Annotated in this window: 34 protein-coding genes; 20 read left to right on the top strand and 14 right to left on the bottom strand. The window is 65.5% G+C overall.

Features of this window, described 5'->3' with window-relative positions:
• Positions 1-13 precede the first annotated feature (13 nt).
• Both QFZ21_RS09435 and QFZ21_RS09430 read right to left on the bottom strand, forming a co-directional pair.
• On the bottom strand, positions 14-1,180 hold the full coding sequence (locus tag QFZ21_RS09435; RefSeq protein ID WP_307377099.1) for a DUF1972 domain-containing protein: 1,167 nt from the start codon (positions 1,178-1,180) through the stop codon (positions 14-16).
• A gap of 4 nt (positions 1,181-1,184) precedes the next feature.
• Positions 1,185-2,717 carry a sugar transferase gene (locus tag QFZ21_RS09430; RefSeq protein WP_307377097.1) on the bottom strand — a complete coding sequence of 511 codons (1,533 nt, stop codon included), beginning with the start codon at positions 2,715-2,717 and terminating at the stop codon, positions 1,185-1,187.
• A gap of 349 nt (positions 2,718-3,066) precedes the next feature.
• Here QFZ21_RS09430 and QFZ21_RS09425 point away from each other — a divergent pair, with 349 nt between their 5' ends.
• The 3 genes from QFZ21_RS09425 (at position 3,067) to QFZ21_RS09415 (ending at position 5,762) form a co-directional block, all read left to right on the top strand.
• A complete protein-coding gene (locus tag QFZ21_RS09425) occupies positions 3,067-4,251 on the top strand; it encodes a low temperature requirement protein A (protein WP_307381267.1) in 1,185 nt (394 codons plus the stop codon).
• A 60-nt stretch (positions 4,252-4,311) separates the two neighbouring features.
• Entirely contained in the window at positions 4,312-5,274 is a 963-nt protein-coding gene (locus QFZ21_RS09420) for an intradiol ring-cleavage dioxygenase (RefSeq protein WP_307377095.1), read from the top strand.
• 203 nt (positions 5,275-5,477) lie between these two features.
• Positions 5,478-5,762, top strand: a complete 285-nt coding sequence (locus tag QFZ21_RS09415) for a hypothetical protein (RefSeq protein WP_307377093.1) — start codon at positions 5,478-5,480, stop codon at positions 5,760-5,762.
• Between the two features lie 4 nt (positions 5,763-5,766).
• Here QFZ21_RS09415 and QFZ21_RS09410 read toward each other — a convergent pair whose 3' ends face one another.
• Positions 5,767-6,240: a hypothetical protein gene (locus QFZ21_RS09410; protein WP_307377090.1), complete on the bottom strand. Its 474-nt coding sequence runs from the start codon at positions 6,238-6,240 to the stop codon at positions 5,767-5,769.
• A gap of 91 nt (positions 6,241-6,331) precedes the next feature.
• Here QFZ21_RS09410 and QFZ21_RS09405 point away from each other — a divergent pair, with 91 nt between their 5' ends.
• Positions 6,332-7,504, top strand: coding sequence for an acyl-CoA desaturase (locus QFZ21_RS09405; protein ID WP_307377088.1), 1,173 nt, complete (start codon positions 6,332-6,334; stop codon positions 7,502-7,504).
• A gap of 77 nt (positions 7,505-7,581) precedes the next feature.
• Here QFZ21_RS09405 and QFZ21_RS09400 read toward each other — a convergent pair whose 3' ends face one another.
• From QFZ21_RS09400 to QFZ21_RS09370, 7 genes are all read right to left on the bottom strand, one after another.
• On the bottom strand, positions 7,582-8,205 hold the full coding sequence (locus tag QFZ21_RS09400; RefSeq protein WP_307377086.1) for a response regulator transcription factor: 624 nt from the start codon (positions 8,203-8,205) through the stop codon (positions 7,582-7,584).
• Positions 8,202-9,383 (bottom strand): sensor histidine kinase, encoded by a 1,182-nt coding sequence (locus tag QFZ21_RS09395; protein WP_307377084.1) that lies wholly within the window; start codon positions 9,381-9,383, stop codon positions 8,202-8,204. The genes QFZ21_RS09400 and QFZ21_RS09395 overlap by 4 nt, the downstream gene beginning before the upstream one ends.
• Positions 9,384-9,429: 46 nt before the next feature.
• Positions 9,430-10,269, bottom strand: coding sequence for an ABC transporter permease (locus QFZ21_RS09390; RefSeq protein ID WP_307377082.1), 840 nt, complete (start codon positions 10,267-10,269; stop codon positions 9,430-9,432).
• Positions 10,266-11,132: an ABC transporter ATP-binding protein gene (locus QFZ21_RS09385; RefSeq protein ID WP_307377080.1), complete on the bottom strand. Its 867-nt coding sequence runs from the start codon at positions 11,130-11,132 to the stop codon at positions 10,266-10,268. The genes QFZ21_RS09390 and QFZ21_RS09385 overlap by 4 nt, the downstream gene beginning before the upstream one ends.
• 104 nt (positions 11,133-11,236) lie before the next feature.
• Positions 11,237-12,652 (bottom strand): DivIVA domain-containing protein, encoded by a 1,416-nt coding sequence (locus QFZ21_RS09380; protein ID WP_307377078.1) that lies wholly within the window; start codon positions 12,650-12,652, stop codon positions 11,237-11,239.
• 177 nt (positions 12,653-12,829) lie between these two features.
• On the bottom strand, positions 12,830-13,717 hold the full coding sequence (locus tag QFZ21_RS09375) for an NAD(P)-dependent oxidoreductase (protein WP_307377076.1): 888 nt from the start codon (positions 13,715-13,717) through the stop codon (positions 12,830-12,832).
• 14 nt (positions 13,718-13,731) lie between these two features.
• Complete coding sequence (locus QFZ21_RS09370) at positions 13,732-14,037, bottom strand: hypothetical protein (protein ID WP_307377074.1); 306 nt, start codon at positions 14,035-14,037, stop codon at positions 13,732-13,734.
• 151 nt (positions 14,038-14,188) lie between these two features.
• On the opposite strand from QFZ21_RS09370, the gene QFZ21_RS09365 reads away from it, so the two are divergent.
• From QFZ21_RS09365 to QFZ21_RS09355, 3 genes are all read left to right on the top strand, one after another.
• Positions 14,189-14,470, top strand: coding sequence for a hypothetical protein (locus tag QFZ21_RS09365; RefSeq protein ID WP_307377072.1), 282 nt, complete (start codon positions 14,189-14,191; stop codon positions 14,468-14,470).
• Between the two features lie 138 nt (positions 14,471-14,608).
• The gene (locus tag QFZ21_RS09360) at positions 14,609-15,934 is read left to right on the top strand and encodes a VCBS repeat domain-containing M23 family metallopeptidase (protein WP_307377070.1); all 1,326 of its coding nucleotides are present in this window, start codon (positions 14,609-14,611) and stop codon (positions 15,932-15,934) included.
• Between the two features lie 62 nt (positions 15,935-15,996).
• Positions 15,997-16,842 carry a transposase gene (locus QFZ21_RS09355; RefSeq protein ID WP_307377068.1) on the top strand — a complete coding sequence of 282 codons (846 nt, stop codon included), beginning with the start codon at positions 15,997-15,999 and terminating at the stop codon, positions 16,840-16,842.
• Between the two features lie 14 nt (positions 16,843-16,856).
• Here the strand turns inward: QFZ21_RS09355 and QFZ21_RS09350 are convergent, their stop codons facing one another.
• Together QFZ21_RS09350 and QFZ21_RS09345 are read right to left on the bottom strand one after the other, a co-directional pair.
• Positions 16,857-17,225, bottom strand: coding sequence for a bleomycin resistance protein (locus tag QFZ21_RS09350; RefSeq protein WP_307377066.1), 369 nt, complete (start codon positions 17,223-17,225; stop codon positions 16,857-16,859).
• The gene (locus tag QFZ21_RS09345) at positions 17,215-17,508 is read right to left on the bottom strand and encodes a hypothetical protein (RefSeq protein WP_307377064.1); all 294 of its coding nucleotides are present in this window, start codon (positions 17,506-17,508) and stop codon (positions 17,215-17,217) included. Before QFZ21_RS09345 ends, QFZ21_RS09350 begins: the two co-directional genes overlap by 11 nt.
• Positions 17,509-17,874: 366 nt before the next feature.
• Here QFZ21_RS09345 and QFZ21_RS09340 point away from each other — a divergent pair, with 366 nt between their 5' ends.
• The 3 genes from QFZ21_RS09340 to QFZ21_RS09330 all read left to right on the top strand — a co-directional run bounded on the left by QFZ21_RS09340 (position 17,875) and on the right by QFZ21_RS09330 (position 20,044).
• On the top strand, positions 17,875-18,156 hold the full coding sequence (locus QFZ21_RS09340) for a hypothetical protein (protein ID WP_307377063.1): 282 nt from the start codon (positions 17,875-17,877) through the stop codon (positions 18,154-18,156).
• Between the two features lie 212 nt (positions 18,157-18,368).
• On the top strand, positions 18,369-19,562 hold the full coding sequence (locus QFZ21_RS09335) for a tyrosine-type recombinase/integrase (protein ID WP_307377062.1): 1,194 nt from the start codon (positions 18,369-18,371) through the stop codon (positions 19,560-19,562).
• Positions 19,559-20,044, top strand: a complete 486-nt coding sequence (locus QFZ21_RS09330; RefSeq protein ID WP_307377061.1) for a hypothetical protein — start codon at positions 19,559-19,561, stop codon at positions 20,042-20,044. Before QFZ21_RS09335 ends, QFZ21_RS09330 begins: the two co-directional genes overlap by 4 nt.
• Here the strand turns inward: QFZ21_RS09330 and QFZ21_RS21070 are convergent.
• Together QFZ21_RS21070 and QFZ21_RS09325 are read right to left on the bottom strand one after the other, a co-directional pair.
• Positions 20,032-20,466 (bottom strand): ImmA/IrrE family metallo-endopeptidase, encoded by a 435-nt coding sequence (locus QFZ21_RS21070; RefSeq protein ID WP_373426014.1) that lies wholly within the window; start codon positions 20,464-20,466, stop codon positions 20,032-20,034. The two genes, QFZ21_RS09330 and QFZ21_RS21070, sit on opposite strands and share 13 nt — an antisense overlap.
• Positions 20,396-20,791 carry a helix-turn-helix domain-containing protein gene (locus QFZ21_RS09325; protein WP_307377059.1) on the bottom strand — a complete coding sequence of 132 codons (396 nt, stop codon included), beginning with the start codon at positions 20,789-20,791 and terminating at the stop codon, positions 20,396-20,398. Before QFZ21_RS09325 ends, QFZ21_RS21070 begins: the two co-directional genes overlap by 71 nt.
• 92 nt (positions 20,792-20,883) lie before the next feature.
• Here QFZ21_RS09325 and QFZ21_RS09320 point away from each other — a divergent pair, with 92 nt between their 5' ends.
• The 10 genes from QFZ21_RS09320 (at position 20,884) to QFZ21_RS09275 (ending at position 26,241) form a co-directional block, all read left to right on the top strand.
• Positions 20,884-21,105, top strand: coding sequence for a hypothetical protein (locus tag QFZ21_RS09320; protein WP_307377056.1), 222 nt, complete (start codon positions 20,884-20,886; stop codon positions 21,103-21,105).
• The gene (locus tag QFZ21_RS09315; RefSeq protein WP_307377054.1) at positions 21,105-21,308 is read left to right on the top strand and encodes a hypothetical protein; all 204 of its coding nucleotides are present in this window, start codon (positions 21,105-21,107) and stop codon (positions 21,306-21,308) included. Before QFZ21_RS09320 ends, QFZ21_RS09315 begins: the two co-directional genes overlap by 1 nt.
• A complete protein-coding gene (locus tag QFZ21_RS09310; RefSeq protein WP_307377053.1) occupies positions 21,305-21,814 on the top strand; it encodes an HNH endonuclease signature motif containing protein in 510 nt (169 codons plus the stop codon). The genes QFZ21_RS09315 and QFZ21_RS09310 overlap by 4 nt, the downstream gene beginning before the upstream one ends.
• 957 nt (positions 21,815-22,771) lie before the next feature.
• Positions 22,772-22,921, top strand: a complete 150-nt coding sequence (locus tag QFZ21_RS09305; RefSeq protein ID WP_307377049.1) for a hypothetical protein — start codon at positions 22,772-22,774, stop codon at positions 22,919-22,921.
• A gap of 587 nt (positions 22,922-23,508) precedes the next feature.
• A complete protein-coding gene (locus QFZ21_RS09300; protein ID WP_307377047.1) occupies positions 23,509-23,865 on the top strand; it encodes a hypothetical protein in 357 nt (118 codons plus the stop codon).
• A gap of 183 nt (positions 23,866-24,048) precedes the next feature.
• Positions 24,049-24,207: a hypothetical protein gene (locus QFZ21_RS09295; RefSeq protein WP_307377043.1), complete on the top strand. Its 159-nt coding sequence runs from the start codon at positions 24,049-24,051 to the stop codon at positions 24,205-24,207.
• Positions 24,204-24,374 (top strand): hypothetical protein, encoded by a 171-nt coding sequence (locus QFZ21_RS09290; RefSeq protein ID WP_307377041.1) that lies wholly within the window; start codon positions 24,204-24,206, stop codon positions 24,372-24,374. The genes QFZ21_RS09295 and QFZ21_RS09290 overlap by 4 nt, the downstream gene beginning before the upstream one ends.
• A 255-nt stretch (positions 24,375-24,629) precedes the next feature.
• Positions 24,630-24,869: a hypothetical protein gene (locus QFZ21_RS09285; RefSeq protein WP_307377039.1), complete on the top strand. Its 240-nt coding sequence runs from the start codon at positions 24,630-24,632 to the stop codon at positions 24,867-24,869.
• Complete coding sequence (locus QFZ21_RS09280) at positions 24,866-25,687, top strand: PD-(D/E)XK nuclease-like domain-containing protein (RefSeq protein ID WP_307377036.1); 822 nt, start codon at positions 24,866-24,868, stop codon at positions 25,685-25,687. Before QFZ21_RS09285 ends, QFZ21_RS09280 begins: the two co-directional genes overlap by 4 nt.
• A gap of 80 nt (positions 25,688-25,767) precedes the next feature.
• Complete coding sequence (locus QFZ21_RS09275; RefSeq protein WP_307377033.1) at positions 25,768-26,241, top strand: hypothetical protein; 474 nt, start codon at positions 25,768-25,770, stop codon at positions 26,239-26,241.
• Positions 26,242-26,539: the final 298 nt, after the last annotated feature.

Raw genomic sequence — 26,539 nt, 5'->3', positions numbered from 1 at the left:
ATCGGCTCGTCGATCACCATTCTTCCGATGACCGCCGAGCCCTGCGGGCGATGCGGTGGATGCTCTTCCGCTCGGCCAGCGAACGCGCGAGTTCCTCGTAGGCGTCGGCGACGTCTTCCCATCGGAACGCATCGCGCGCGCGGTGCTGCGCCTTCGCCCCGAGCTCTCGTGTTCGCCCGGCACCCGATTCCGCATCCTCGAACGCTCTGGCGACGTCGTCAGGAGACGAGAAGTACCAGCCTTCGCCGTCGAGCACCTCGCGATTGAAAGGAACGTCGAAGGCGATGACGGCGGTGCCGGCGCCCATGGCTCTCAGCAGAGAAGGATTCGTTCCTCCGACCGAGTGGCCGTGATCGTACGTGAGCGCGTGGAAGTAGAGGGCGTCGAGGAGCTCCTGGTCGTATACGCCGCCCACGAGACGGATCCGCGGGTCCCCGGCTGCCGCCTGCTGGATGCGCTGCGTGTAGTCGCTGCTGTACGGCGCCGAACCCACGACGACGAGGGGCAGGGTCGCCGCGCTGCGACGGTAGCCCTCTACGATCTCGAGCACGTGGTTCTCCGGCTCGAAACGGGCCACGATGAGGTGGTAGCCGCCGGGGGAGACGTCGAGCTCTTCGACGCGCCCCTCGGCGACGGAATCCAGGATCGGCGCGCCGTAGCGGATCAGCTCGGTCGGCACGTCGAACTGGTGGCGATAGTAATCGGCGATTCCGGGTGCATCGGCGATCAGGGCGTCGGCCGTGCGCACGCCGAACTGCTCGGCCCAGCGGTAGTAGGCCTTGCCGCGCGGGCCCCACTTGGATCGACGCCACTCGAGTCCGTCCATGTGGAGGGCGACGGGGGCCCTGCGCAGCCGGAGGAACGGGAGGAACGGGGAGTTGGCCGCGTTGAAGACGAACGTCGCGTCGGGGCGGCGGCGGAACATCAGGTGCAGTGTCGACAGCCCGGTGTGGCTGAGCGTCTCGATCTGCTTCACCGGGATGGCCGGGAGGTGCACGACGCGCATCCCGAGGTAGTCCTTCTCCCGACGCTCGGAGCCGCGGGTGTAGACCACGACGTCGTGCCCGCGCACGGCGAGACGGCGACCGACTTCCTCGATCGCCGTCTCGAAACCGCCGTAGGCCGCGGGCACTCCTCGGGTCCCCACCATCGCGATGGTGAGGCGGTTCGAATTGCTCATCCGATCAGTATGCCCCGCTCGGCTGCACCATGACCTTCGCGGTGCGCCACATGATCTGCAGGTCGTTCATGACCGACCAGTTCTCGACGTAGCGCAGGTCGAGACGCACGCTCTCGTCCCAGGAGAGGTCGCTGCGGCCGGAGACCTGCCACAGCCCGGTGATGCCCGGCTTGATGTAGAGGCGACGGAAGACAGTCCCGTCGTAGGCGGTGACCTCGCTGGGCAGCGGCGGACGCGGGCCCACGACGCTCATGTCACCGATGAGCACGTTCCAGAACTGCGGGAGTTCGTCGAGCGACAGCTTGCGCAGAACGCGGCCCACCCGGGTCACGCGCGGGTCGTCCTTCATCTTGAACAGGAGGCCTGCGCCCTGGTTCTGCTCCTTGAGAGCGGCGAGCTGCTGCTCGGCGTCGGTCTTCATGGAGCGGAACTTCACCATCTTGAAGCGACGGCCGTCACGGCCGACACGCTCCTGGAAGAAGAAGACGGGGCCGGGGGAGTCGAGCTTGACGAGCAGCGCCAGGACCGGAGCCACCAGGCCGATCGGGATGAGCGCGAGCGTCGCGACGGCGATGTCGAGGGCACGCTTCAGCAGGTGCTGGCCGCCCTCGTAGGTCGGGATCTGCACCTGGATGAGGGGCAGCCCCTCGACCGGCGCGAACGAGATCCGCGGGCCGGCGACATCGGTGAGGCGGCTCGACAGCACGAGTTCGGCAGCGGTCCCCTCGAGCTGCCAGCTCAGCTGCTTCACGAACTCGGGCTCGCCATCGGGGCGGCTCGCCACGATGATCGTGTCGGCACCCAGTTCGGCGGCGACCGTCGACACGGAGTTCACGTTCCCCAGAACCGGGAACTTCGCGCCGTCGACCTCCACCTCCCGGGCGTTGCCGTCGAGGAGCGTCGCCCCGACCACCTGGTAGCCGGACGCGCCGATCGGGTGCAGGGTGCGCACCACGTACTCGACGTCATCCCGGTTTCCGACGACGAGCGTACGGGAGGTGAACCTCCCGTACGCCCGCTGCGCCTGGAGCCAGTGGCGCCACAACCACCGGGTCACCAGAAGAGTCAACACACCGACAGGCAGCCCCAGCAGCAGTGTCAGTTGCATCGACTTCCATGCGAGCAGCACCGCCACGATGGCGATGATCCCGAAGGCGAGCCCGCTGGCGTGGACCACGCCGCGGTACTCGGTGGCACTCGCACGGAACAACGCGGCGTCCCGCGTGTGCAGTGCGCTGAGCATGAGGTACCACAGCGCGGCGAGGGGGACGCCGTCGCGGAGTATCTCGAGCCCGGCGACACCGGTCATCAGTTGGACCATCGCGGTCAGACCGACGGCGAACAGGATGACGGCCGCATCCGTGATCCGCAGTCTCATCCGATAGCGACGCTCCCACTGACGGCGTCTTTCCAGGGTTGCGGAGGCGCGCGGTGTGACCACCGTGTGCGTCACCGACTTGGTCGCCCTCGGGGCCGCGATCGGCAAGAAGACCGAACCCGCGCGAGTGATGCTCAGAGCATCCTCGACGGAAGTCATGCCGAGGCCCCTTGAGCCGTGAATGTACGCAAAAATCCCCAGTGCGCCATCAGTGTGTTCCCCAGATTTCCCCAAACCATGAACCCCACGTTCACGGCCAACGTCTGCATCCCGACCCCTCGGGTCCTGCTGGAACTCGGTGATCCCACTCACGGAGTGCATTTCGCCGTCCCACACGGCGGTCGCTAGCAGCAGGCACAGCAGACTTTGAACACTGTAGCGGAAGATGTGCCGGAGCGGAAGATATTTCCGGCGAATGGATGAACAACTTCCTCGAACCCCTGCGCGCCGGCACTATCCTTGCGCCGTGACCGCGAATCCTGCCGCTTCTCGCTTCCAGCTCCGTCCGATGCAGCCGCGTGATCCATCGCAGCCGCACCGCACGGCGAGCACCCTCGAGCTGTTCTTCGATCTCGTGTTCGTGGTCGCCGTCAGCATCGCCTCCGCCGAGCTGCATCATGCGCTCGGCGAGGGGCACTTCCTGCACGGGGTCACCTCCTACGCGATGCTGTTCTTCGCGATCTGGTGGGCGTGGATGAACTTCACCTGGTTCGCGACCTCGTTCGACACCGACGACTGGCTCTACCGCGTGACGACCTTCGTGCAGATGGGAGGGGTGCTGGTGCTCGCGGCGGGGATCCCGCGGGCGTTCAACGAGGGCGTCTTCACCCTCACGGTGCTCGGCTACGTGGTGATGCGCGTCGCGATGGTGGCTCAGTGGCTGCGAGCATCACGGTCGGCCGGCCAGCTCCGAGGGGCGACGAAACGCTACGCGTGGGGGATCGCCGCCGTCCAGGTGCTGTGGATCCTCTTCCTCCTCATTCCCGCGGGACCACTGCAGATCGCGGCCTTCGTGCTCTTCGCCCTGCTCGAGATCTCCGTGCCCGTCTTCGCCGAGCACCGCAGGCAGACGCCGTGGCACCCGCACCACATCACCGAGCGCTACGGTCTGTTCACGCTCATCGTGCTGGGCGAGAGCCTCCTCGCATCGGCGAACGCGATCATCGACGCCTTCGACGAGGTGGAGACGCTCGGGCCGCTGATCGCGATCTCGGTGCTCACGCTCGTCGTCACGGCATCCCTCTGGTGGATCTACTTCTGGCCGCCCCACCACCGGGCCATCACATCGTTCCGGCGTTCGTTGCGCTACGGCTACTCCCACTACTTCGTCTTCGCCGCCGCCGCCGCGTTCTCGGCCGGCATCGAGGTGGAGATCGACGTGCTCACACACAAGAGCGAACTGTCGAACATCGCGGCCTCCTTCACCGTCACCATCCCGATAGCGATCTTCCTGCTCGGCATCTGGTGGATCGCGATCCGCGAGAACGCCGACCGAGTCGTGAACACGGTCGTCCCCATCGGTGCGCTGCTGGTCCTGCTCGACCCGGTGCTGCCGATCCCCGTGACGCTGACGGCGTTGATCCTCGTGATCATCGTCGTGGTCCTCGTGCTCCGGCCGCCGGTGGCGAAGGACGAGGCGTCGGCGGACGCTGTGCCGTCAAAGAGGACGCATAGTCGGAGCATGGATTCCTGATCGAGAGTTCCCGCAGCATGGGTGACCAGTCCACGAGTGGTCCGCTTGAGAGGAACGATCATGAGCCGCATCCCCGAACCCACCCGCACTCCCGATGGTCCCGCCTACGAGGGTCGACTCCTCGATCGCGCAGACGAAGAGGTCGTCGACCAGGGTGCTCCCTTCGACATCCGCACGCTCATGAGCCGCCGTGGGGTTCTGGGGCTCGCGGGCCTCGGGCTGGGCGCGGTGGTCCTGGCGGCCTGCGCTCCGGCCGCCTCGGGCGGATCGACCGCGACGCCCAGCGCCGATGCGAGCGCAGGCACCGGCGGAACCACTATCGAGATCCCGGATGAGACGGCGGGCCCCTACCCGGGTGATGGATCGAACGGGCCGGACGTCCTCGAGGACTCCGGCATCGTCCGTCAGGACATCAGGGCGTCGATCGACGGTGCGGCCACCGCAGAGGGAGTGCCCCTCGCCATCGAACTCCAGGTGATCGATCTGGCGAACGACGGACGCCCCTTCGCGGGTGCCGCCGTGTACCTCTGGCACTGCACCGCACAGGGCGAGTATTCGATGTACTCGTCGGGGCTGGAGGACGTCACCTACCTGCGTGGCGTGCAGGTGGCGGATGCCGAGGGCAGAGTCTCCTTCACCTCGGTGTTCCCCGGGTGCTACTCGGGGAGGTGGCCGCACATCCACTTCGAGGTGTACCCGGATGCAGCATCGATCACGGATGCCGCCAACGCGATCGCCACCTCGCAGCTCGCTCTTCCCGAGCAGGAGTGCGCCGTGGTGTACGCGGAGTCCGTGTACAGCGGGTCGAGCGAGAACCTCGCCCGGACCACGCTGACCGCCGACAATGTCTTCGGGGATGACGGTGGCGCGACGCAGCTCGCGACTGTCACCGGTGACGTGGAGAGCGGGTACACGGCGGCCCTCGTCGTGGGGGTGGACACGTCGACGACGCCCGCTGCCGGGGTGGCGCCAGGAAGCGGGGGCGGTGGACCCGCCGGCGGCGGCGAACCCCCTGCGCGCTGAGGTCGCAGGGGATCGGGCAACGGGTGCTGGCGGATTCTGCTATGCTGATCGTGCAACGTGTGTGCAGTGCCCCTCTCGGCCGCCACGTCGCCACTGATCAGGGCCGTAAAGGACCGCGCACATCGATGCGCGCGGCATCCGCCCTCGATCTCACAACTTGCGGAGCGCCGACGCGCGCCCGCCACACAGCAATGAGCATCACCATGACCACCATCACTTTCCCCCCGTCCGATCCGTTGACCTGGAAGCAGGCCGACGCCGACGTGCACGTCGCGACGCGCAACGGCGAATTCGCCGGCTTCGTCGAGTTCGACGGCACCGCGCACCTCGTGCGCGACAACCACGGCACCGACCTCGGCGCCTTCGATTCCCTGGACGACGCGTTCCGCGCCCTCGAAGAGATCAGCGAGCCGGCCCGCCACTCACCTGCGTTCCCGCAGCTCCTTCCGCGTGCCTGGCGTCGCCGGGCCCGCCGCGCTCGGGCCTGAGCCGTCAGTCGTAGAGGTCTTCCGGCCAGGCGTCCGGGATGCCGCCGTCCGGAGCCGGGGCGATCGCTCCCTGCCACGGCGTGATCGCCTCCCAGCCGGACGGCTGCTCGCGCAGGAAGAGGATCACCTCGTCCCCGGCATCCATCGCCTCGGCGAGCGAGTCGCCCTCGTCACCGCACCCGCGGGGGAGCGAGGTGACGACGATCTCCCGGTCGCCGGCCCCCTTCATCCACTCGTCGATCTCTGCGGTCCACATCGCGGCGGGCATCTCGAGGTAGCTGGTCGTCCCTTCCCGGCCCACGATGCGTCCACGAGCGACGGCATCCGCATCGTCGTAAGCGTCCGCCGGAGCCTCGAAGTACACCCAATCGATGCAGGTCGCCGATTCCCCGGGCGCGCTGCTGCATCCGACGAGCGAAGAGGTCCCGCCTGCCAGCAGCAGCACAGCCGCCGACGCGACACGGACATGGCGATTCATGCTCGGATCCATTCACACTCACAGGCTCCCGTCAAGGGGTGCCGATGTATTCCCGGAGCCGCATGCGGGCCCGGTTAGTGTGAGGTAAGCGTTGGGCAGTCGCCTTGGGCTTTCACAGCTCAAGGGCTCCGATCGACAGGAGAAGATCATCTCCACCACACAGGTCGAAACGACCGCAGCAACGCTGGGACCGATTCGTCAGACATACGCGGGCAACGCCGAGTTCCCGCCGATGGCCCAGGCCTACAAGCAGGTCTCGCAGGTCGTCAAGGAGACCGGTCTCCTCCGCCGTGCACAGTGGTTCTACGTCGCTGTCGCCGCCGGAATCGCCGTCGCCCTCGGCGGCCTCATCACGGGGTTCATCCTCCTCGGCGACAGCTGGTTCCAGCTGCTCATCGCCGCCGGCCTCGGCATCATCCTGACGCAGATCGCCTTCCTCGGACATGAGGCGGCGCACCGTCAGATCCTGACCACGGGACCCGCGAACTTCAAGCTCGCCCGCATCGTGATCGCCAGCATCGGCATGAGCTACTCCTGGTGGGACTCGAAGCACACCAAGCACCACGGAAACCCGAACCAGGTCGGCAAGGACCCCGACATCGAGGTCGACACGATCTCGTTCCTCGAAGAGGATGCCGCGAAGGCGAAGGGTCTCATCAAGCTGATCACCCGCAAGCAGGGCTGGCTCTTCTTCCCGCTGCTCACGCTCGAGGGACTCAACCTCCACTTCCTCGGTCTCAAGTACCTCCTGACGACGAAGAACGTCAAGGGACGCTGGATCGAGCTCAGCATCATCGCTGCTCGTTTCGTGCTCCTCCTCGTTCCCGTGTTCATGATGCTCCCGCTCGGAATGGCATTCGCCTTCCTGGGTGTGCAGTTCGCCGTCTTCGGCGTCTACATGGGAGCGGCATTCGCCCCGAACCACAAGGGCATGCCGATCATCGAGCCGGGCGCCCGTCTCGACTTCTTCACCAAGCAGGTGCGCACCTCTCGCAACATCACCGGTGGATGGGCGACGACCTGGCTCATGGGCGGCCTCAACTACCAGGTGGAGCACCACCTGTTCCCGAGCATGCCGCGCCCGCATCTGGCGAAGGCTCGTGAGATCGTCCGCGACTACTGCGCGGCGAACGACGTGCCGTACACCGAGACCAACCTGCTGCGCTCGTACAAGATCGTGATCGACTACCTCAACCGGGTCGGCCTCTCCGCGGGTGCAGATCCGTTCGACTGCCCGGCAGTCGCCCAGTTCGGACGGCCGTAACACTTCAGCCTCAGCCCGGCATCGCGTGAGCTTCTCCGCGATGCCGGGCTTTTCTGTGCCCGACGTGCGCGATCGGCTCAGAGCAGCCCGAGCTCCAGCGCCAGGGTCACCGCTCTGGTCCGATCGGACACCTCGAGCTTCTCGAACACGTGCAGCAGATGCGTCTTCACGGTCGCCTCGCCGATGAACAGCTCGCGGGCGATCTCGGGGTTGCTGCGCCCACGCGAGACGAGCCGTAGCACTTCGAGCTCGCGGGGACTGAGTGCGGGCCGCGCCGGGTCCTGCGTGCGCATGCGCGTCACCAAGGTGGCGGCGATCGTCGGGGCCAGAACCGTGTGGCCATCCGCGACGGAACGGATGCCGGCGACGATCTCGGCATGCGGCGCTGCCTTGAGCAGATAGCCGCTGGCGCCGGCCTCGATCGCGCTGAGGATGTCGTCGTCGTCCTCATGCGTGGTGAGGACGAGCACCCGCACCCCCGGAAGCTCGGCGGTGATCCGGGCAGTCGCCTCGGCTCCCGAGACCTCCGGCATGCGGAGATCCATGAGCACCACGTCGGGGCGGAGCGACGTCGCGAGAGCGATCGCCTCTGCGCCGTCAGCGGCCTCACCGACCACCTCGAGCTCGTTGTCGAGGGAGAGCAGACCGATGATCCCGGATCGGACGATCGGGTGGTCGTCGACGACGATGACGCGGATCATGTGGTCTCCTGTCGCACGGCGAGCGGGATGCGGACGGTGAGGGCGGTGCCGCCGGTCTCGCCGTCGCGCACCTCGAGTGTGCCGCCGACCAGGCCGACACGGTCGCGCATGCCCGAGAGGCCGAAACCGCGCTGTTCGCCGAGATCCCGGCCGTCGAGTCCCCGCCCGTCATCGCTCACCACGAGCGCGGCGTCGTCGTCGGACACCGTCAGCGCGAGCGAGGCCGACGCTGCGGCCGCGTGCTTGCGCACGTTCGCGAGGCCTTCCTGCGCACAGCGGAGGAGCACGACCTGGATGTCGCGCGGCACGACGAGGGGAGAGGCGGTGACCGACACCGGGACCCCGGTCTCGCGGGCGAACCGCTCGCCCAGCCGCCGCAGTGCTTCCGCGAGCGACGCGGACGAGTCGGCGGCGGGGGATTCGACGACGACGAGCGCCCGCGCCTCGCGCAGCGCCTCCCTGGCGGCTTCCTCGATGAGTCCGATCGTGTCGCGGGAGCCGTCGTGCCGGCTGCGCTCCGCGAGCATGACGATGCTGGTGAGGCTCTGCGCGATCGTGTCATGCACCTCGCGTGCGAGGCGAGCCCTTTCGGCTGCCGCTCCTGCCTCGCGGCTCGCCGCCTCCAGCCCCTGCTGGGTGTCGGTGAGTTCGGCCAGCAGCCGCTGACGTTCGGTGCCCCACTCTGCGATGCGCGTGATCCACAGCCCCAGGGCCACGCTGAACGCCGCGGAGAGGCCCGAGGTGATGGCGCCGCCCAGGATCATCCCCGGGGTGAAGCCCGCCGATGCGGCGTACGCGAAGGTGAGGATGCCGGCATTCATCAGGGTGACGACGATCGACTGCGTCGTCGATCGCGAGGTCATCCAGATCAACGGCAGCACGAGGGTCTGCAGCAGCATCATGGTCGGCTCGATCGACGTGCCCAACGCCAGCAGTGCGATCAGTGCCGCCTGCAGCAGCCCCGATGTCAGCGGTGAGGGCTCCGGGCTCTCCCGGATGCTCACGTAGCGCCGGGCGCCGAACGCGTAGACGGCGGCGATGCCGCATCCTGTCGCCACCAGCAGCCAGGAGGAGCCGGGGAATCGGGACGGGAGCGTGAAGGCGAGGAGCATGGTCACGACGAACAGGGCCGCCGAGGCGAGGTCCCAACCGAGTCGTTCCTTGGCTGCCGTCCTCATGATGACCACTCTCCCATCTCGTTCTCCCGGTGCCGCATCCGACGGGTCAGCGGTCGCGACGGATCCAGCGGAACGTGAGCCGACTGAGCACCAGGCCGACCACGATCCACACCAGCAGCATCACCGCGATGAGCCCGACCTCCCAGGAACCACTCGTCTCCGCCGCTCGGAACGAGTCCGGGAAGAAGACAGAGCGCATCCCCTGGGCGATCCACTTCACGGGAAGGATGCCCGCGGCGTTCTGCAGCCACTCCGGCAGCGCCGAGAAGGCGATGTACACGCCGGACAGGAACTGCACCAGCAGCACGACCGGGATCACGACCGCTGCGGAGGACTTGCCGGAGCGCGGCACCGACGACAGGGCGATGCCCAGCAGGGTACAGGCGATGAGCCCGAGGACGAAGACCCAGGCGAAGCGGCCCCAGGCCGCGGCATCCGTCGGCAGCTCGACGCGGTAGACGACCACTGCGACGGCGATCAGCAGGGCGATCTGCAGGATCGCGGTGACGAACACCTCGCCGATCTTCCCGATGAAGTACGTGACGGGCGAGAGGGGAGTGCCGCCGAGGCGCTTGAGGGTGCCGTCGCTCTTCTCCGCAGCGATCTCGAGAGCCGGGCCCTGCACGCCGGAGAGCAGGATGCCGCCGGCGATCAGTCCGGGAAGGTAATAGGTCGCGATGCTGATGGCGTCGGGACCCTCGCCGATGTCACCGGTGAAGATCGTGGCGAACAGCACGTACATGAGCGTCGGGAACAGGAAGGTGAAGAACACCTGGTCGCCGGCGCGGAAGTACTGGCGCAGCTCGAACGGGACGCGGCGGACCCCCAGGCGCAGGGTGCGCGCGAGGCCGAATCGTGCCTGCGGGGTGGTGGTCGTGGTGGTCATGCCCCCTTCTCCTCGGAGCGCAGGTCGAACGCGTGGATCAGCTCGAGGTACACGTCTTCCAGCGTCGGGCGGACGACCTCGAGACCCGGGGGTTCGCCGTCGCGCTGCAGGTCGGCGACGAGCGCGCCAGGGGCGTCCGTGCGCTCCTCCCGTCGATGGCCGGAGGCGTCGATCCAGCGCACGAGCGGGATGCGGGACTCGGGGCCGCCGAGTTCGTCGATGCGGCCGATCGCAGCGATCGTCCCGCCGACGATCACGGCAGCGCGGTCGCCGAGATGGGCGGCCTCGTCGAGGTAGTGCGTCGTCAGCAGGATGCTCGTCCCCTCCGCCTTGAGCGAGCGGATCAGGTCCCAGAACTGCCGTCGTGCTTCAGGGTCGAAGCCGGTCGTCGGCTCATCGAGGAAGAGGAGCTCCGGCCGGCCGATGATCCCGAGAGCGACGTCGAGTCGGCGCTGCTGCCCACCCGACAGGCGAGCGGCCCGCGTGCGCTGCTTCTGCTCGAGGCCGACCGCGGCGATCACCTCGTCGACGTCCCGAGGGTGCGGGTAATAGCCCGCGAACTCCGTCAGCAGCTCGCGCACGGTGAAGGATCCGGCCTCCCCGGTCGACTGGAGCACGATGCCGAGACGCGCCTTCCAGTCGAGGCCGCCACGTGCGGGGTCGACGCCGAGCACCTGCACGTCACCGGAGCTGCGGTGCCGATAACCCTCGAGGATCTCGATCGTCGTGGACTTGCCCGCGCCGTTCGGCCCCAGCAGGGCGAAGGTCTCGCCGCGCGCGATGTCGAAGCTGATGCCGTCGACGGCCGAGAAGCCGCCGTAGTCCTTGCGGAGGTCGCGGACCTCGATCACGCTGTCTGTCATGCTCCTCAGCTTGACGCGATGCGACAGAGAGCGATAGCCGTGGAACGGATGAGGGCGGCATCCACCGACCGGTGGATGCCGCCCTCATCGGAGCGATCTGCGGGTCAGCGCGTGGTGTTCTCGTCGACCTCGACCACATCGATGGTGATCTTCTCGAGCGGTCGGTCGTCGTCCCGCTCGTCGTCGAGCACCTCGTCGCCGAGGAACTCCTCGTTCGCGCTGTCGTCCGCGGCCTTGCCCTTCGACTTCGCGTTCGACTTCGGCTTCGCCGGCGTCTCGTCGGATCCTGGGGCGGCATCGGCGATCGCGGCAGGAAGCGAGTCGTCCGAGAAGACGCCGTCCGGGCGGATCAGCTCGCGCACCTCGGCCATGAAGCTCGTGAGCTGCTGCTGCTGCCAGCGCAGCTGACGGGTCCGGTCCTCGGCGTCATGGAGCACCGCGGTGGTGTGACCGGTGACCGAGTCGACGATCTTCTGCGACTTCACGCGAGCGCGGTCGAGGATCTCGCGGGCGCGCACCTGCGCGTCGGCTTCGATGGTCTGCGCCTGGGAACGCGTCAGGCGCTCGTAGTCCTCGGCACGTGACGAGATGCGCTGGGCATGCTCGAGGGACGCCGCGACCTGCTCGTTGGCGTCGTTCGTGATGCGCTCGGCGTGGGCGACGGCCTGGTTGTGCAGCACGAGGAACTCCTGCTGAGCGTCGTCCTGACGGCGGGTGAGCGTCTCCTCGAACTCCAGGACGCGCGCGTTCATGTCGCGCACCTCGCGTTCGGCATCCGCCCGCAGCTGGGTGGTCTCACGCGTGACGAGCGAGCGCAGCGCGGCCGCGCCCTTCTCGGCCTCGGTGCGAATCGCGGTCGCCTCCTGCGCGGCCTGGTTGACCTTCTCAGCGGCATGGGCGGCTTCGCGCTCGATACGGGCCTCGTGCGCGGTGTACTCGGTGTCCATCTTCAGGCGCACCTGGTCGGCGTCGCGCTGGGCCTGAGCCGTGATCCGCTCGGCGTCGGCCTGGGCCTCGGCACGCTGCGCGGTGACTTCCTCGCGCGCCGAGGTCATCAGGCGGTCGGCCTGCACGGCCGCGTTCTGGATGAGGACGTTCGCCTGCTCCTCGGCGACGCGGAGGATGGCTTCGAACTGCTGACGCGAGGGCGCTTCCTGTCCGTCGGGCTGCGGCGCGTCGACGAGCTCGGAGGTGAGGGTGGCGATCTGCTGCTCGGCGTCGGACGCCTTCGCGTGCGCGGCGCTGAGTTCCCCCTCGAGGGCCTCGCGTGCGGCACGCTCCTCGTCGCGTGCGGCGTCGACGGCCTCGGACTGGTGGGCCTTGGTCTCGGCGAGGTCGGCCGTGAGCTGCTGCAGCTGCGTGCGGAGGGTTGCGAGAGCGGCGTCCACCTCGCCCTTGTCGTAACCGCGGAAGCCCACGGTGAAAGCGGACTGCGACTCGCGGGGGGCCGTCTCGATCAGCTGGTCGAAGAAGTCGGGCGACCGCTCGTCGCGGTCGGCGTTTCCGGAGGATTCGCTCATGGGGATGAAGCCTTTCTGCCGAGGCCACGTCGCGGAGCGGCGGCTCCGTCCCCGCGGGGCGGGGTCGAGTGGATCGAAGGGGAGGTCGTGTGCTCACGCCAGGGCCGAGACCTCATGGAGGTCAGGCCGAGCGTTGGCGCGCATCCAGCCTAGTTGCGTCGACCCGATCGCGCGCGCTCAGTTTCGGCGCCCGGCGATCGCGGTGATCACCGCGATCATGTCGTCATCGCGGTGCGCGGCGGAGGCCTCCGCGAACAGCTCGCGGCACACGGCGATGAGCGGGTGCGGGATGCCGGCGGCGAGAGCGGCGTCTTCGATCAGTTCCGCGTTCTTCAGGACGTCGCCGACCGCCGCCTGCGCGGTGAAGTCGCCTGCGGTCACCATCGCGGACTTGCCGCGTGACACCGCCGACGCCATCGGACCCGCGTCGATGACCTTCCGGAGCACCTCGATGTCTGCTCCCGTGGCCGCGGCGAAATGGAACGCCTCGGCGAGGCCCGTGACCATCGTGATGAGGAAGGTGTTCACCGCGAGTTTCATCCCGAGAGCTGCCGGCACGTCGCCGCACACGAACCGCTGGGCACACATGGCGTCGATGACGGGCGCCACTTCGGCGATGGCATCCGCGGGCCCTGCGAGCATCGCCACGAGAGTGCCGGCCGCGGCCGGGCCGCGCGACCCGGAGACCGGCGCTTCGACGTAGGCGCCGCCGGCGCGCTGGACCTCTTCGGCGAGGGTGCGAGAGAAGTCCGGGGTGAAGGTTCCCATCTGCACGATGATGTGGTCGCGCACCAGCTCGCCGAACCGTGCCGAGCCGCGGGAGAGCACGGCATCGACGGCCGGTTCGTCGCGCAGCATGAGCACGACGACGCGCGCGGTGGCGAACAACCCGTCGACGGTCGGAGCGACGGTGGCGCCGGCGTCGGCGAGCTCCGCGGTCGCCGCGGCCGTGCGGTTCCACACCCTCACATCGAGACCGGCGCGCACGAGGTTGGCAGCCATCGGCGTGCCCATGATCCCGAGGCCGGCAAACCCGACATGGGGCAGGGGGCGGGGCTCCGACACCGTGGAGTCCTCGGTCAGAGGGAGTCGACGAGGTGGTCGAGGACCAGCTCTCCGGTGGCGTTCAGTGCCTTCATCATCTCGGCGATCAGATGCGGGTCGATGGGAGGCGGGTCAGCGCTGTCGAAGCCGAACTGCAGGGGGATGGCCGGGTGGATCCACACCGTCGCGCGCCTGTCGATGCCGTCGCTGACCGGCCTCCAGGTCATCATGAAGCTCTCCTGGCGTCGGAGCTTCGTCGCGATCACGATCTTCAGGTGCGCCAATGTCACGTCTTCGATCAGGATCGGATCCGAGATCCCGTCATAGCGCAGTCTGCCCATGAGTGAACCGTACACCGCGATATATGGCACCGCACGCCGGCGGGTGCGGAGGGCGTGCATGCCCGGTAATCGTCTCGGGCGCAATCCCCTTCTGTCCGGGTGCCCGCGGAGCTACGTTCGCGGCATGACAGATGACGGGGAGGCGAGTGGGATGACTGAGATGCAGACGATGGTTCGCACCCAGATCGCGGTCAATGACGTGGGCTTCTTCCTGGCGCAGGGGCAGGACGTGGACCGTATCAAGGAGGAGATCGTGTCGGCCGCTCAAGGCGGCGGCCGATTCGTGGACTTCGTCGTGGTGGGCAACCGATCGGTGAGCGTGTTCATCTCTACGGGGAGTCAGGTGGTCATCTCCGTCGACTCCGTGCAAGTGGATCATCGTGACACGGGTGACGACACGGCGCCCTACGGGGGAGCGTTCGACCTGCTCTGAGCGAGGTGGAGCCGGTGTGCGGGTTACAGCCTCGCATCCGTGGGCGACGCTCTCTCGGTTAATCCGCACGCCCTGGTACGGTGACGGCGGAGGACACTCGTCCCTGGGGCCGACCGAGCTAGCAAGAGAGCACGCGAGATGAAGCGAACTTCCCGATGGCGTCTCGCCCGGATCGGGATCGCAACGGCGATGGCGCTGGTGGCCGGCGTGCTCGTCCCGTCGATCTGGGCCGCCGCTCCCGCGGCCGCCGCGACCGACGGCCAGATGATCTACCCGGCGTCGGGAAACATCCAGTCCAAGGTCGGCGACGGATGCCGAAGCAATTACCGCGCCCACGACGGGATCGACATCACCGGCGCAGGTGGCGCACCGATCCTCGCCGCGTACGACGGCGTCATCAAGACGCGGACGTCGAACAGCGGATACGGCAACTACACGGACATCGAGCACCCGGGCGGGTACACCACGCGGTACGCGCATATGGCAGCTCCCGGAAAATTCGCGCCCGGTACGCGAGTGACCCGCGGGCAGCAGATCGGCGTCGTCGGCAAGACGGGGGCCACGGTCGCCAACCACCTGCATTTCGAGGTCCGATTGAAGGGGGCGGTCTACACGCCCATCAATCAGGGTTTCACCTGTCTGTCGAACGTCGCCCGCGGTGGCTTCATCCCGCTGTACCTCCCCGGTCTGGGCAGCGCGCCGGGAGCGCAGTTCGGCTCGGCGGACTTCACGGGCGACAAGGCGGCCGACGTTCTCCTGATCGCCGGCAACGGCGATCTGAGACTTCGAGCGGGCACCGGCAAGGGCGGCTTCCAAGCAGCCACGACCGTGTCGGCGTCCTGGGGCGACAGCCGCAGACATGTCACTCACACCGACTTCAACGGCGATACGAAGGGCGACATCCTCGTCGCGACGAGGAACGGGCTCGATTTCCACGCCGGTACCGGCGCGAGCGGGTTCCGGTCACCCACGACCAGTCCCGGCACCGGATGGTACGACATGCTTCACATCGCTTCCGGAGCGGATTACACCAGCGACGGCAAGCAGGACGTCCTGGGGGTGTCCTCGACCGGAGTCCTCACGATCTACCGCGGCAACGGCGCCGGCGGCTTCGCGAAGCCGAACCAGACCCTTGGCGGAGGGTGGGAGAATTTCCACTTCCTCGTCGGTGGTGACTTCGACAACGACGGCCGGGGCGACATCATCGGCGTGCGGGATTCCGGCGCGCTGGTGTTCTACGCCGGCGCGATCAGCGGCTTCTCGCCCGCGCGCAACGTCGGCGAGGGATGGCAGGAGTACACCGCGGTGACCGGTGGCGTCGACTACGACGGAGACGGTCTCGCAGATATTCTCGCGCGGAGCCCTGCCGGTGACCTCTATCTCTATCCCGGCACTGGCAACGGCGCGGTCAAGACCAGAGTCCTGATCGAATCGGGCTGGGGAGAGTTCCTTCTTCTCGAGTGACGGCCTCGGGCGGGAGCCCTGACATCGCGTGTCGGATCGTCCGGTCCGCGTATCGTGGGCGCATGGCTCCTGCGACGCTGGAAGAGATCGCGGCCGCGCTCTACGCCGGCCCGCCGGCGGATTTCGTCTCCGAACGCAACGGACGAGCGAAGGATGCCGGAGACGCCGGTCTCGCCGAGCAGATCCGCGCCCTGCGGAAGCCGTCGGTCGCCGCCTGGGTCATGAACGTCTTCGCCCAGGAGCGTGCCGACCAGTTGGGCCAGGCCCTGCAGCTGGCGGCGGAGCTGCGGGAGGCTCAGGACGACCTGGATGCGGCGGCGCTCGCCAAGCTCGGCCGCGAGCGACGCACGCTCACGCGGCGGCTCGCCGAGATGGCCGCCGACCTCGCGGCGACGCGCGGCGAACGCATCACGCCGGCCACCCTGGAGGCTGTCACCCAGACCATCTCCGCAGCGTTCTTCGCTCCGGAGGCTGCGGCCGCCGTCGCATCGGGTCGGTTGATCAGGGCGCTCGAACCGTCCGAGGCGTCGAGCGACATCCGTGCTGCGGTCGCGGGTGAGGTCGCGAGTCCGGCGCCTGCGCCGGAGCGGCCGACGGATGAACTGCAGGCCAGACGGGTGCGGCGAGAGGCGGAGAAGCGGGTGAGCGCTGCCGAGAAGGACGTGCTCGCCGCGGAGCGCGAACTCGCCAAGCACGACAAGGCCCTGCAGGTGCTGCAGGCGAAGGTCGACGAGTTGACGGCGGAGGAGGCCGAACTCGAAGCCACGCTCACCTCGCTGCGGGCTGAGAGGAAGCGGGTGCAGAAGGACGTGCCCGGCGCGCAGAAGCAGCGGGCGAAAGCCGCCGAGCAGAAGGATGCCGCGGCGAGCGGGCTCGAGGAGGCTCGGAGTGCGCTGGACGACCTGTAGGCGGTCGAGCCTCGTCAGCGCGGGTTCTCGATGAGGGTGAGCTGCGTCCCGTCCGGATCGATGAGGTAACCCGCGCGCATGCCCCAGTCCTGCATCCGCGGCTCGTGGAGCCGCGGATGTCCGGTGTCGGCGACGGGCACGCCGGTGGCCCGGATCGCCAGCCAGAGTTCATCGAGGTCGGCGACGCGGATCGTGCACTGGTGGGCGCTGGACAGAGGATCGACGTCGGGATGCGAGAAGAACTCGAGCTCGACCGTGCCGCGCCGGAGGATCATCCAGCCGTCGTCGCTGAAGGTCGTGCGGAAGCCGAAGCTCTCGTAGAAGCGCCTCGTGACCGCGAAGTCGCTGGCGGGAAGGTTCGGGAGCGCGCGGTCAGCGGTCATTGCGGATCCGTCCCTTGAGGAAGGGGAGCACGGGCGCGCGGTAGTCGAGCGTCGGTGCGTCGTCTGGCTCGAGCGCGAACTCCGCCTGGCCGAACCGCCACACCCGGTTGAACAGGTAGACGCCGAGGACGAAAGTCTCATCGGCCGGAACCTGCCAGGTGCCAGGGCCCCACTGCGTCGGCTGGCCGCGACCGGCGATCACGAGAGTCGGTCGCACTCCGACGTACAGCGCGAACCAGGGCTTTCGCAGCGTGAGTTCGATGCGGCGGGAAGGCTTCGACATGCCACCCAGCGTACGGCCGCCAGGCAAAGCAAAACCCCCACCATGTTAGAAGCTAGGTGGGGGTTTCTAAGGTGACTGTAACGATCACCCTGTGGCTCCGACGGGCGTCGATCCCGTGACCTCACGATTTTCAGTCGTGAGGTACATACCGAAATCGACTTGTTTTCCATCCAAACCGTGTGTTACCGTGTCTTTATCGGGTGCTAGCAACCGCCAGCCGCCGATACCAATGGGTACTCCATCGGGTACACCTAACTTGGCCGGAAGGGAACGAGCTGTGGCCTACGTCGTAAGCCTGAGAAGAAGAGATGCGGACAACGGAGTCCGCGCCACCAAACCGAAGCCCCACACCGCTAGGAGATCCGCATGAGTACAACAACCACAAGGTACGAAGCTGCCAAACTGCGAGACATCAAGCGCATGTCGAAGTCCGAGCTGGAGGAGTTGGCCTCGGCGCTTCGCCTTGCCACGAAGAGCCTTGAGGAGGCGGCGCGATACGAGCTGACCAGTAGCCGCCATCCGGTGGCGTTGAAGCATGAGGAAATCGCAGAGGAGAAACTAGACGCGGCGATCCTCGTCATGGCTCGCATTCGGAGTCGGGCGGTTCCGGGGCCGACCATGCTGGCCGACGGAAGCATCAAGGAGTAGTAGTCCATGGGTCGAACAGACGAGGTAACGCCCGTGCCGCCACGAGAGGACTGCGACTGGTTCCGCCAGCGCCAAGTGGACATGGAGCGAGTTCTCGAGAACGACTGGGTGCAGTTCAAGTCGCGCTACGTTCCCGGGGTCAAGTCGAATGGAGCCATCTGTGACATGTCAATCACGTAGCGGCGTTGCCGCTCACCTCAACGGGGTTTCGCATGCGCGGTAAGGGCGAGGGGTCTGTCTTCAAGGACAGTCGCGGCTACTGGACCGGTGTCGTCGAACTTCCGCCGCTGAATGGTGAGCGCCGACGCAAGAAGATCCGGCGCAAGGACAAGAAGGAGTTGCTCGCCGAACTCGCCAAGATCAAGTCCGAGCTCGAGCGACGTGGCGACCTGCCTACCGCGAACCAGACGGTCGAACAGTGGCTGAACTACTGGGTCGAACAGGTGGCGGCGAAAGAGGTGCGCCCGAACACGCTCGATGGTTACCGGCGCACCGTGAACAACCACATCATCCCTGCTATTGGGAAGGTGAAGCTGGACAAAGTCACCGCGACCCATGTGCGCCGGGTTCATGACTCGATCCTCGCGAAAGGGCTGTCCTCGACGACCGCACTACTCGCGCACCGAACCATGTCGGTTTCGTTCAAGATCGCCATGCGTGAAGGTCGGATCGGACGCAACCCTGCAGAGTTGACCGCAGCACCCAGGAAGGCCCGTCCAGCGCTCGAAGCACTCGACCTAGAGGAGGCGCTGCACTTCCTCGAACAGGCCTCACAAGACCCCGTACGTGGCGCGCGGTGGGCTACCGCACTGTTGACCGGCGCCCGACGTGGCGAAGTCCTCGGGCTAGAAGTCGATCGCGTCACCGATGTTGTGGATCTCTCCTGGCAACTCATCAGGCTCCCTCTCTCAGGTGTCGACGGGAAACCCGTAGTTCCTGCCGATTACGAGTACCGGCACGTCACGGGCGGGCTGTATCTCACGCGGCCCAAGTCGTCGAAGTCGTGGCGCATCATCCCGCTCACCGGACCACTCAAAGCCATCCTCGACAAGTACATTCCCGCCATGCCGCCCAACGAATGGGGACTGCTGTTCACCAACGACGGGAAGCCCATCAGCCCAGACCAGGCATCACGCGACTGGCGAACCGACATGGCAAAGTACGGCATCCAGAAGGATGTCCGGCTGCACGACGCGCGCCACTCAACCGTCGACCTGCTACTCGAGGCGGGCATCCCCGAAGACCTCGTCATGGACATCGTTGGACACTCCGTGCGCGCAACCACGCGGGCCTACAAGTCGCCCCAGAACCGCAAGCGACTCATAGCCGCAATGGAACAATTCGCGCTACTGTTCACGCCGCCTGAGACAATAAACCAGATCGAACAGAATCGAGAGACGGCATGAGCATCAACCAGAAACTGATCGAGGAGGCTCGCGAGCTCGTGAGCAAGTCGCACGTCGGAAGTGTGACGGCTCGGGAGTTGGACAAAGCGATTGGCCTGCTCCGGAAGATGATCGACAACGCCGACCGCATCAACCCAAAGCAGTCCGAACCGGTTCCCGACAACCAGGAGCTGAAAAAGGTGTTGGAGTCGCTGGGCATCGACCGCTCCAAGGTCATTGACGGCTCGATGGAGCGCACCTACTCATACATGTGGCGCACTGAAGCGGCATGGCCCGCCGGCGGTACGTATGAGGCTGACGCTCCGCGGAACTTGGGCGACAAGATGGTTGCCCAGAAGATGACATCCAAGTTGACGATCGACATCATCGGTCGCCACTCGGCAGGACGCGAACTCCCGTCGTCTTCGTCGGACTACACGCGGAGCCGCATCGAAAGCATGGACGTCGGCGATTGGGTGTTCTTGAAGGATCACGCCGCATGAGACAGGACATACGCGCGAAATAAGCGCGTAGTCACCCCGAGCTCGGCAACAATCTTTCGCTCATCGGGACACCACTCATACAGGTCGGCCAGTTCGTCCGGACAAATCAGGTTCCGGGCCGCGAACCGGTCGGCCTGTATCTCGTGTTTCGGTCGGTCATCCTGATGTAGAAGCTCCACGTGGCCAAGCTCGTGCGAGAGAGTCAATCGCTGATCCCCCTTCCGCAGGCGATCACTCAAAATGATCTCGCCATACTCCCGGAAATAGATCCCGTTCGCCGATCGAAGCCGGCGCACATATACCGGTATATCGAGAGCCTCAGCATGCTCCCACGGGTCATACTCTCTTCCTCTAGGCAGGGTCAGGCTCGGGGTGACCAAGCTCTGGGTCTCGGTTGGCTGCTTGTTCGCCTTCGAACGCATCCAACTCCTCCTCTGTCATCTCCGACGGACGCTTCTTCCGTTGTCCAGCGATCGTAGGGATACCCTCCGACGCTAGACGCTCGGCGTTGGCTAGTTCTTCCATCGCGTCGGTTAGAACCTTGGCCGGATCGACGCCGATTGCGTTCGACAACAGGACAAGGTCAGTGGCCGTGATCGGTGCCCGTGCACGCAGCTTCTTCTGCAGCGTGACTAGGGGCATCTCGACTCGACGCGCGAGTTCCTCCTGAGTCAACCGACGCTTGGTGTATGCGCCGGTGAGTTCGTCGGAGATCGCGCGACTGATCGGGGTTACGTTCTCGGCCATTCCCCTAGGATACGGCAGATTTCCTACCGATTCCGGCAGAAACTTGACTCCAACGGTTGACACCTGTCGTCAACGTGCCATAACCTGTTGAAATGGATAGGAACCAGATCAACTCCGACATCGCGAGAAGAGTCAACTCCGCGATCTGCGAGGCAGGCGCCGACGTACGCATCGTCGCACGAGCCGCCGACATCACCATCTCCGAGCTGGACGACCGCCTGAACGGGCGAGCCGAATTCCAGATCGACGAGCTGGTGCATGTCGGCGGCTTTTTGCGTATCCCCGCAACCCGATTCATGAAGGAGGCCGCGTGATGGAAGCGCATCTCGACAAGCTCAGCTACTCGGTGCAGAACCTGGCTGTTGCGACTGATCTCTCAGTGGACTCGATCCAGAAGGCGATCAAGCGCTCCGAGCTTGTACCGTCCTACTTTGGCTCGAAGCCCCTGATCCCGGTCGAAGAGGCCCGGAGATGGCTCGGTTCTCTTCCTAACGAGAAGCCGGAGCGGGTCGCATGACTACGCCCGAGCTTGAATGCCCGTACGACCACGTTCGCTTGACAGAGGCGGGCTGCTGGGAATGGCTCGGCTATGTCGACTCGAACGGGTACGGCCATCACCGGGGCAAGTTCGCCCACCGCGTCTACTTCGAGATGTTCAACGACACCGAGATCCCGGCCGGCCTGCACCTTGATCATCTCTGCAGGAACCGCTCCTGCGTGAACCCGGAGCACTTGGAGCCCGTATCCCCGAAGGAGAATATCCTCCGCGGGGTGGGCGCCGGCGCCCAGAATGCCCGCAAGACTCACTGCATCAAGGGTCACGAGTTCACACCGGAGAACACCCGGATCATGAAGGCCCCGAACGGACAGACCCGCCAGTGCCGCGAGTGCAACCGTGCAACCCAGCGTGAGAACTACGCCAAGTACAAGGCGAACGGGAAGTTCCCGCCGAGCAAGATGCCTGAGGTGCGCAAGCAGCAGTACCTTGCGCAGAAGTCAGACCGGCAGGCGGTGTCAGCATGATCGATCACCTGCCTCCCGTGTTCTGGGTTCCGGTCGCAGTGGTCTTGTGGCTGCTCCTGATCGCCGTCACTTTCCGTTCGATGTCCCAGATTCCGAACCCGGATGAGTTGTCGCGGTCGGATGTGCTCGAGCGGGTTGGTTCGCGCGAGTTCACGAAGGCAGGTGCGTGATGAGTCTTCCGGCTTGCAGTTGTGGTTCGAAGCCGTCGCATGAGAAGTGGTGTCGTCAGTGCGTGTCCCGCTATCTGTTGGGCTCGCCGCGCACTCAGAAAATCACGGAGCTGTCGTGATGGCTCAGTTCAGCAGCCGCCTGTACCCGCAGACGAACCCGACGAACCCGATCCTCTGCGACATCAGGCGGTATCAATCTCAGGCCCGTTCCTCCTGGCGTCGCGTCCTCACCGACTTCGAGTTCGTCGTCTATGGCGAGTCCTCGTGGGGTAACGCAAGCCCTGCACAGGTTCGACATGCCCGCCGCGTCCTAACCCGTCTGGCGAGTATCACCGGCTGATCCCCGTCATCTGATCCGGCTGTACTCGCGTCGCTGTGGGTACCGCTACTTGTCGCGCTCAATCGCGGCTTCAACTGAACAGAACTTGCAGGAGTAACAGCCTGGAACCCCGTCATTGGGAAGCCAGGACAGCCCGGATCACGACACCCCGGCTATGAGGACTGCGAGCGGTTGTGCACTCTCCGTAAGTTTCGGCTGGCGCGACGTCCATGAGGTATGTGGGGGCGTCCTGTCTGGGGGGTTTCAGAAGAAGTAGTGCGGAGTATCCGTGTCAGTGGCGGCTCGAAAGGGTGACGGTCCATCGGTGAAAGGCACAGCGCAGAGCCGTAAGGGGTTGTCCGGGTCCGAATCCCGGCTGCGCACATGGAACAGAGAGAGAAGAACTGGGCGGGATTCACTTACCCGGCAATGTTGCGCGACAGCATCCGTAGGGCGAAGAAGTGGGACATGCAGCATCGCGTGAACCGCTGGGAGTTGCGGAAGATGCAGATCCGTTACTGGCTGTGGTGGAAGTGGGTGCCGATCCCGACCGCGATGATCGGCGCTCTGATCGGCGTCGGCCTCTTCAATGGAGCGGTTGCGCTCTTCGGGTGGTGAACATCCGGCTCATGTGTGCGCTCACTGTCGCGGCGCATGAGCACGAAGGGCATAACGGTTCCGAGTTGTTCCCGGCGGTGTGGAAGCTGCCGCGTGCTCCCGTTGACCCTGGGGCTGGTGACTGTCAATCACCGGCCCCTTTCTCTTCCCGCGTCTGGGGACTCGGGAACGCGCGCACCTTCCTGGGGGATCGTGCGCACAACACGGCATCTGGGGTTGTCGTGTCTGGCGGTCGGACTGTGGGAGTCCGGCCGCCATTCGACTTTCAACACTAAGGAGTGCGCCATGGATTCAACAGATGGGCATGGTTACGGAAAGTACAGCCACGGGTGTCGATGCAAGACGTGCCGAGAAGCGAAGACCGAGTACATGCGCAAACGACGTGCGGATGCTCGCCTGCTTGCTCAGGCGCATACCTCATGGGCAGTGAGGGGCGGGGCGTGGGGTAACGGCGCCGTGCGCTTCCTAGCTCCGGTGGAAAGGCATGGAACTCGATTCGCCTACGAGGAGCGTGGTTGCAGATGCGGCGACTGCACCGAAGCTCGGACATCAGCCGATGCCAGATACACCCAGTCGAAGGAGGAGTCATGAACACGCGCACGATGTCTCACACGTCCGACCCGATCACGTCGAATCAAGCCGCGTCACAGGTGAACCCGCATGACACGTTGCGGTTGAAGCTCGCACTCATCGACCTACTCGACGAGAACCCGCGCACAGGTGACGAACTGATCACGTCATACGGCTACCTCGCGCCCGTCTGTGGTTGGCCGACACTCATCGACCCGCACTCTGTAAAACGCCGGCTGAGTGAACTGCACGTGCGTCATGGGGTGATCCGTGAGTCCGGGTTGACGAGACCCTCACGCATGGGAAGAGCCGCGACTGTTTGGGAACTGGTCGTAAGCGCGGATGAGGCTCGAGCGATTGTGAACGCGTCATGAGCGACGCAGACCTTCTCGGCCGCGTCGCCGTCGTGACCAACCCCGACCTGCAGTCCCGATGGAGCGGATTCGCCGTAGCCATCGCGCACCAACCCTCGATCCTCTCATTGAAGATCCCGAGTCCGGTCGCCGCTACATGCTCCCACTCGCCTGGGCCGAGCTCGCGACATGAAGGAGACACCGATGTTGTTCCCGTTCCCGCTCAGACAGCACATCCACCGCAACGAAGACGGCATCTGGGTTCTGTTCACCGGCACCACGTTCATCCCACATCCGACGTGGGAAGACGCATGGAAGCACGCCCTTTTTATTCACCGCATCAGAACCGACTCGCTCGCATGAACATCCTCGAGGTAGAAGAAAGACTCGCCGCCGAACAGAGGTTCCTGGAAGCCGCGACCGTCGTGCACAACCCCATCGCAATCGCCATGGCCGAAGCGCACATCGCCGGCTGGGAACGCGAACTCGTCAGGCTGCGACTTGCCGAAGAAGGGGGATGGAAGCCATGATCAGACCCCGAGGCAATCGGCGAGTGATGTCACACGTCACGGACGGTGTGCGCTGGTACAAGCGCTGGACCTACAACAGCTGGGCGTGGTGGACGGAATGACGTGCTCCATCTGCAAGGACAGCGGCCACTACATGGTCAGCCGCGACCCGGACGAAGAAGACCTCTGCGCGTGTGACGCGGGGGACAGGTTGCGATCACCCGGCGAGATGAACCTCAAACGGCTCATGTGCGCCTTCAACGAAGAGAGAACGACATGAACGAGATTGCCGAGCTGCGTGACTTGCAGCGCGAATACATCGAGAAGCGAAACCACTGCTACGTGCTGATCCGCAACCAGCAGCGGAACTTGTCCAACTGCTCGCCGGGTATTGCAACTCTGCAGGAATGCCGCAAACAGGCCGATGGGTGGAGAGCGGATGCTGTCCAGTGGCAGAACCGAATCGACGCGATCCAGAAGAAGCTTGACGACGCGATTGGAGTGGACGCGACATGACGATCGATTACTCGATGAGCGACGACGCCTATCACCGCAGAAGTGAGCTATCCAGCACGGGCGCTCGTTCGTTGCTCCCCGCGTTCAAGGGATCACCCGCGAAGTACATGTGGGACCGTACACACCCGCGCACATCATCCGCGTTCGACATCGGACATGCAGTCCACGCGAAAGTGTTGGGCACAGGATTGCAGGCAGTCGCATACCCGGAAGAACTACTCGCATCAAACGGTGCCGCATCCACGAAAGCCGCCAAAGACTGGGCGATCGAACAACGCGACAACGGGTTCGTGCCCATGAAAGCGGTCGAGGTCGCAGTCATCGGGAAGATCACCGAAGCCGTACTCGCCAACCCCGACGCACGAAGAATCCTTGAGACCATTCCTCGTCGCGAGACGTCAGTGTTCTCTAGCTCACCCGAGGGCGTTCCAGTGCGGGCGCGTTTCGACATCTACGGGAACGGATCTGCCGCGGACCTCAAGACGACCACGGATGCTTCCCCACGCGGGTTCGGCAAACACGTCGTCGAGTTCGGATATTTCGTTCAGGAATGCTTCTACCGCGACGTCCACAAGTTCGAGACCGGAGAAGACCTCGACGCGTTCTACTTCATTGCCGTCGAGACGAGTGGTCCATACCAGGTTGCCGTGCACGAACTCGACGTCATCTACCGCGACATCGGAACCAAGCTCGCACGAGAAGCACGTGACGTTTGGCAGAGGTGCATGGACACGGGGGAGTGGCCTGGCATCGAAGGTGAACTGCTCGGACCGCCGAACTGGATGGTCTACGAATATGAAGGGGAACTGCAGCTATGAGGATCACAGCAGAACCGCGATCAGACCAGTGGAACAGCGACGACCTCATCGGCGGTCCCCGCACGTTCACCGTCGCTGGGGTGAAGCCGGGTAAGGCGGAACAGAAGTACGACATCGACCTAGTGGAAGGTGGCGGGCGAGTGTGGCGACCACCGCCCACTGTTGTTCGTCTCTTGATCGCCGCTTGGGGTGATGAGTCTGACGTGTGGATCGGGCGCCGGGTGACACTCAAGCTCGACGAGACGGTTCGGTTCGGGCCGGAAGAGGTCGGCGGGATTCGCATCAGCCACCTCTCGCACATCGGCAAGACCATGAAGATCGCCAGCACCGTGAAGCGCGGCAAGAAGACGCCCGTGATCATCGAGCCGCTACCCGACGTCGCGCCCGTTGCTGCACCGCCCGCCGATGCGATCCCGAAAGCGATCGCCGCAATTCACAACGCGGCCACGATCGCCGAGCTCGACAAGATCGAGAAGTACGCGACGTCACTCGGCATCCACGCGAACGATGACCTCGCCGCAACACTCGACATCAAACGTGGTGAACTCAGCTAACACCAACCATTCGAGGGCCGCTCTCCATCTTTGAGAGCGGCCCTCTTTGCACCCCAAGGAGGGGACATGACATGGACAGCCGGAGTGGTGAGGCAGGGAATTAGTGGAGATCCGACGCGCCATCGAACAACCCCGGAACTGTGCCCGTGGTTCTTCCACCCGCCAGTCACGTACAACCCGCAGATGAACCGCACGTGGTGTCTGTGCGGCGCGAAGACGTACCCCGGGGACTGCACCACAGAAACACACCTCGCGTGCTGTGACGGCGCGCTGACCGAGATCACGCCCGAGTACATCG

Source organism: Microbacterium sp. W4I20, from assembly GCF_030816505.1.
GTDB lineage: Bacteria > Actinomycetota > Actinomycetes > Actinomycetales > Microbacteriaceae > Microbacterium.
Note: the sequence above shows the minus strand (reverse complement) of the source record. Positions and strands in the feature narration are given on the sequence as shown.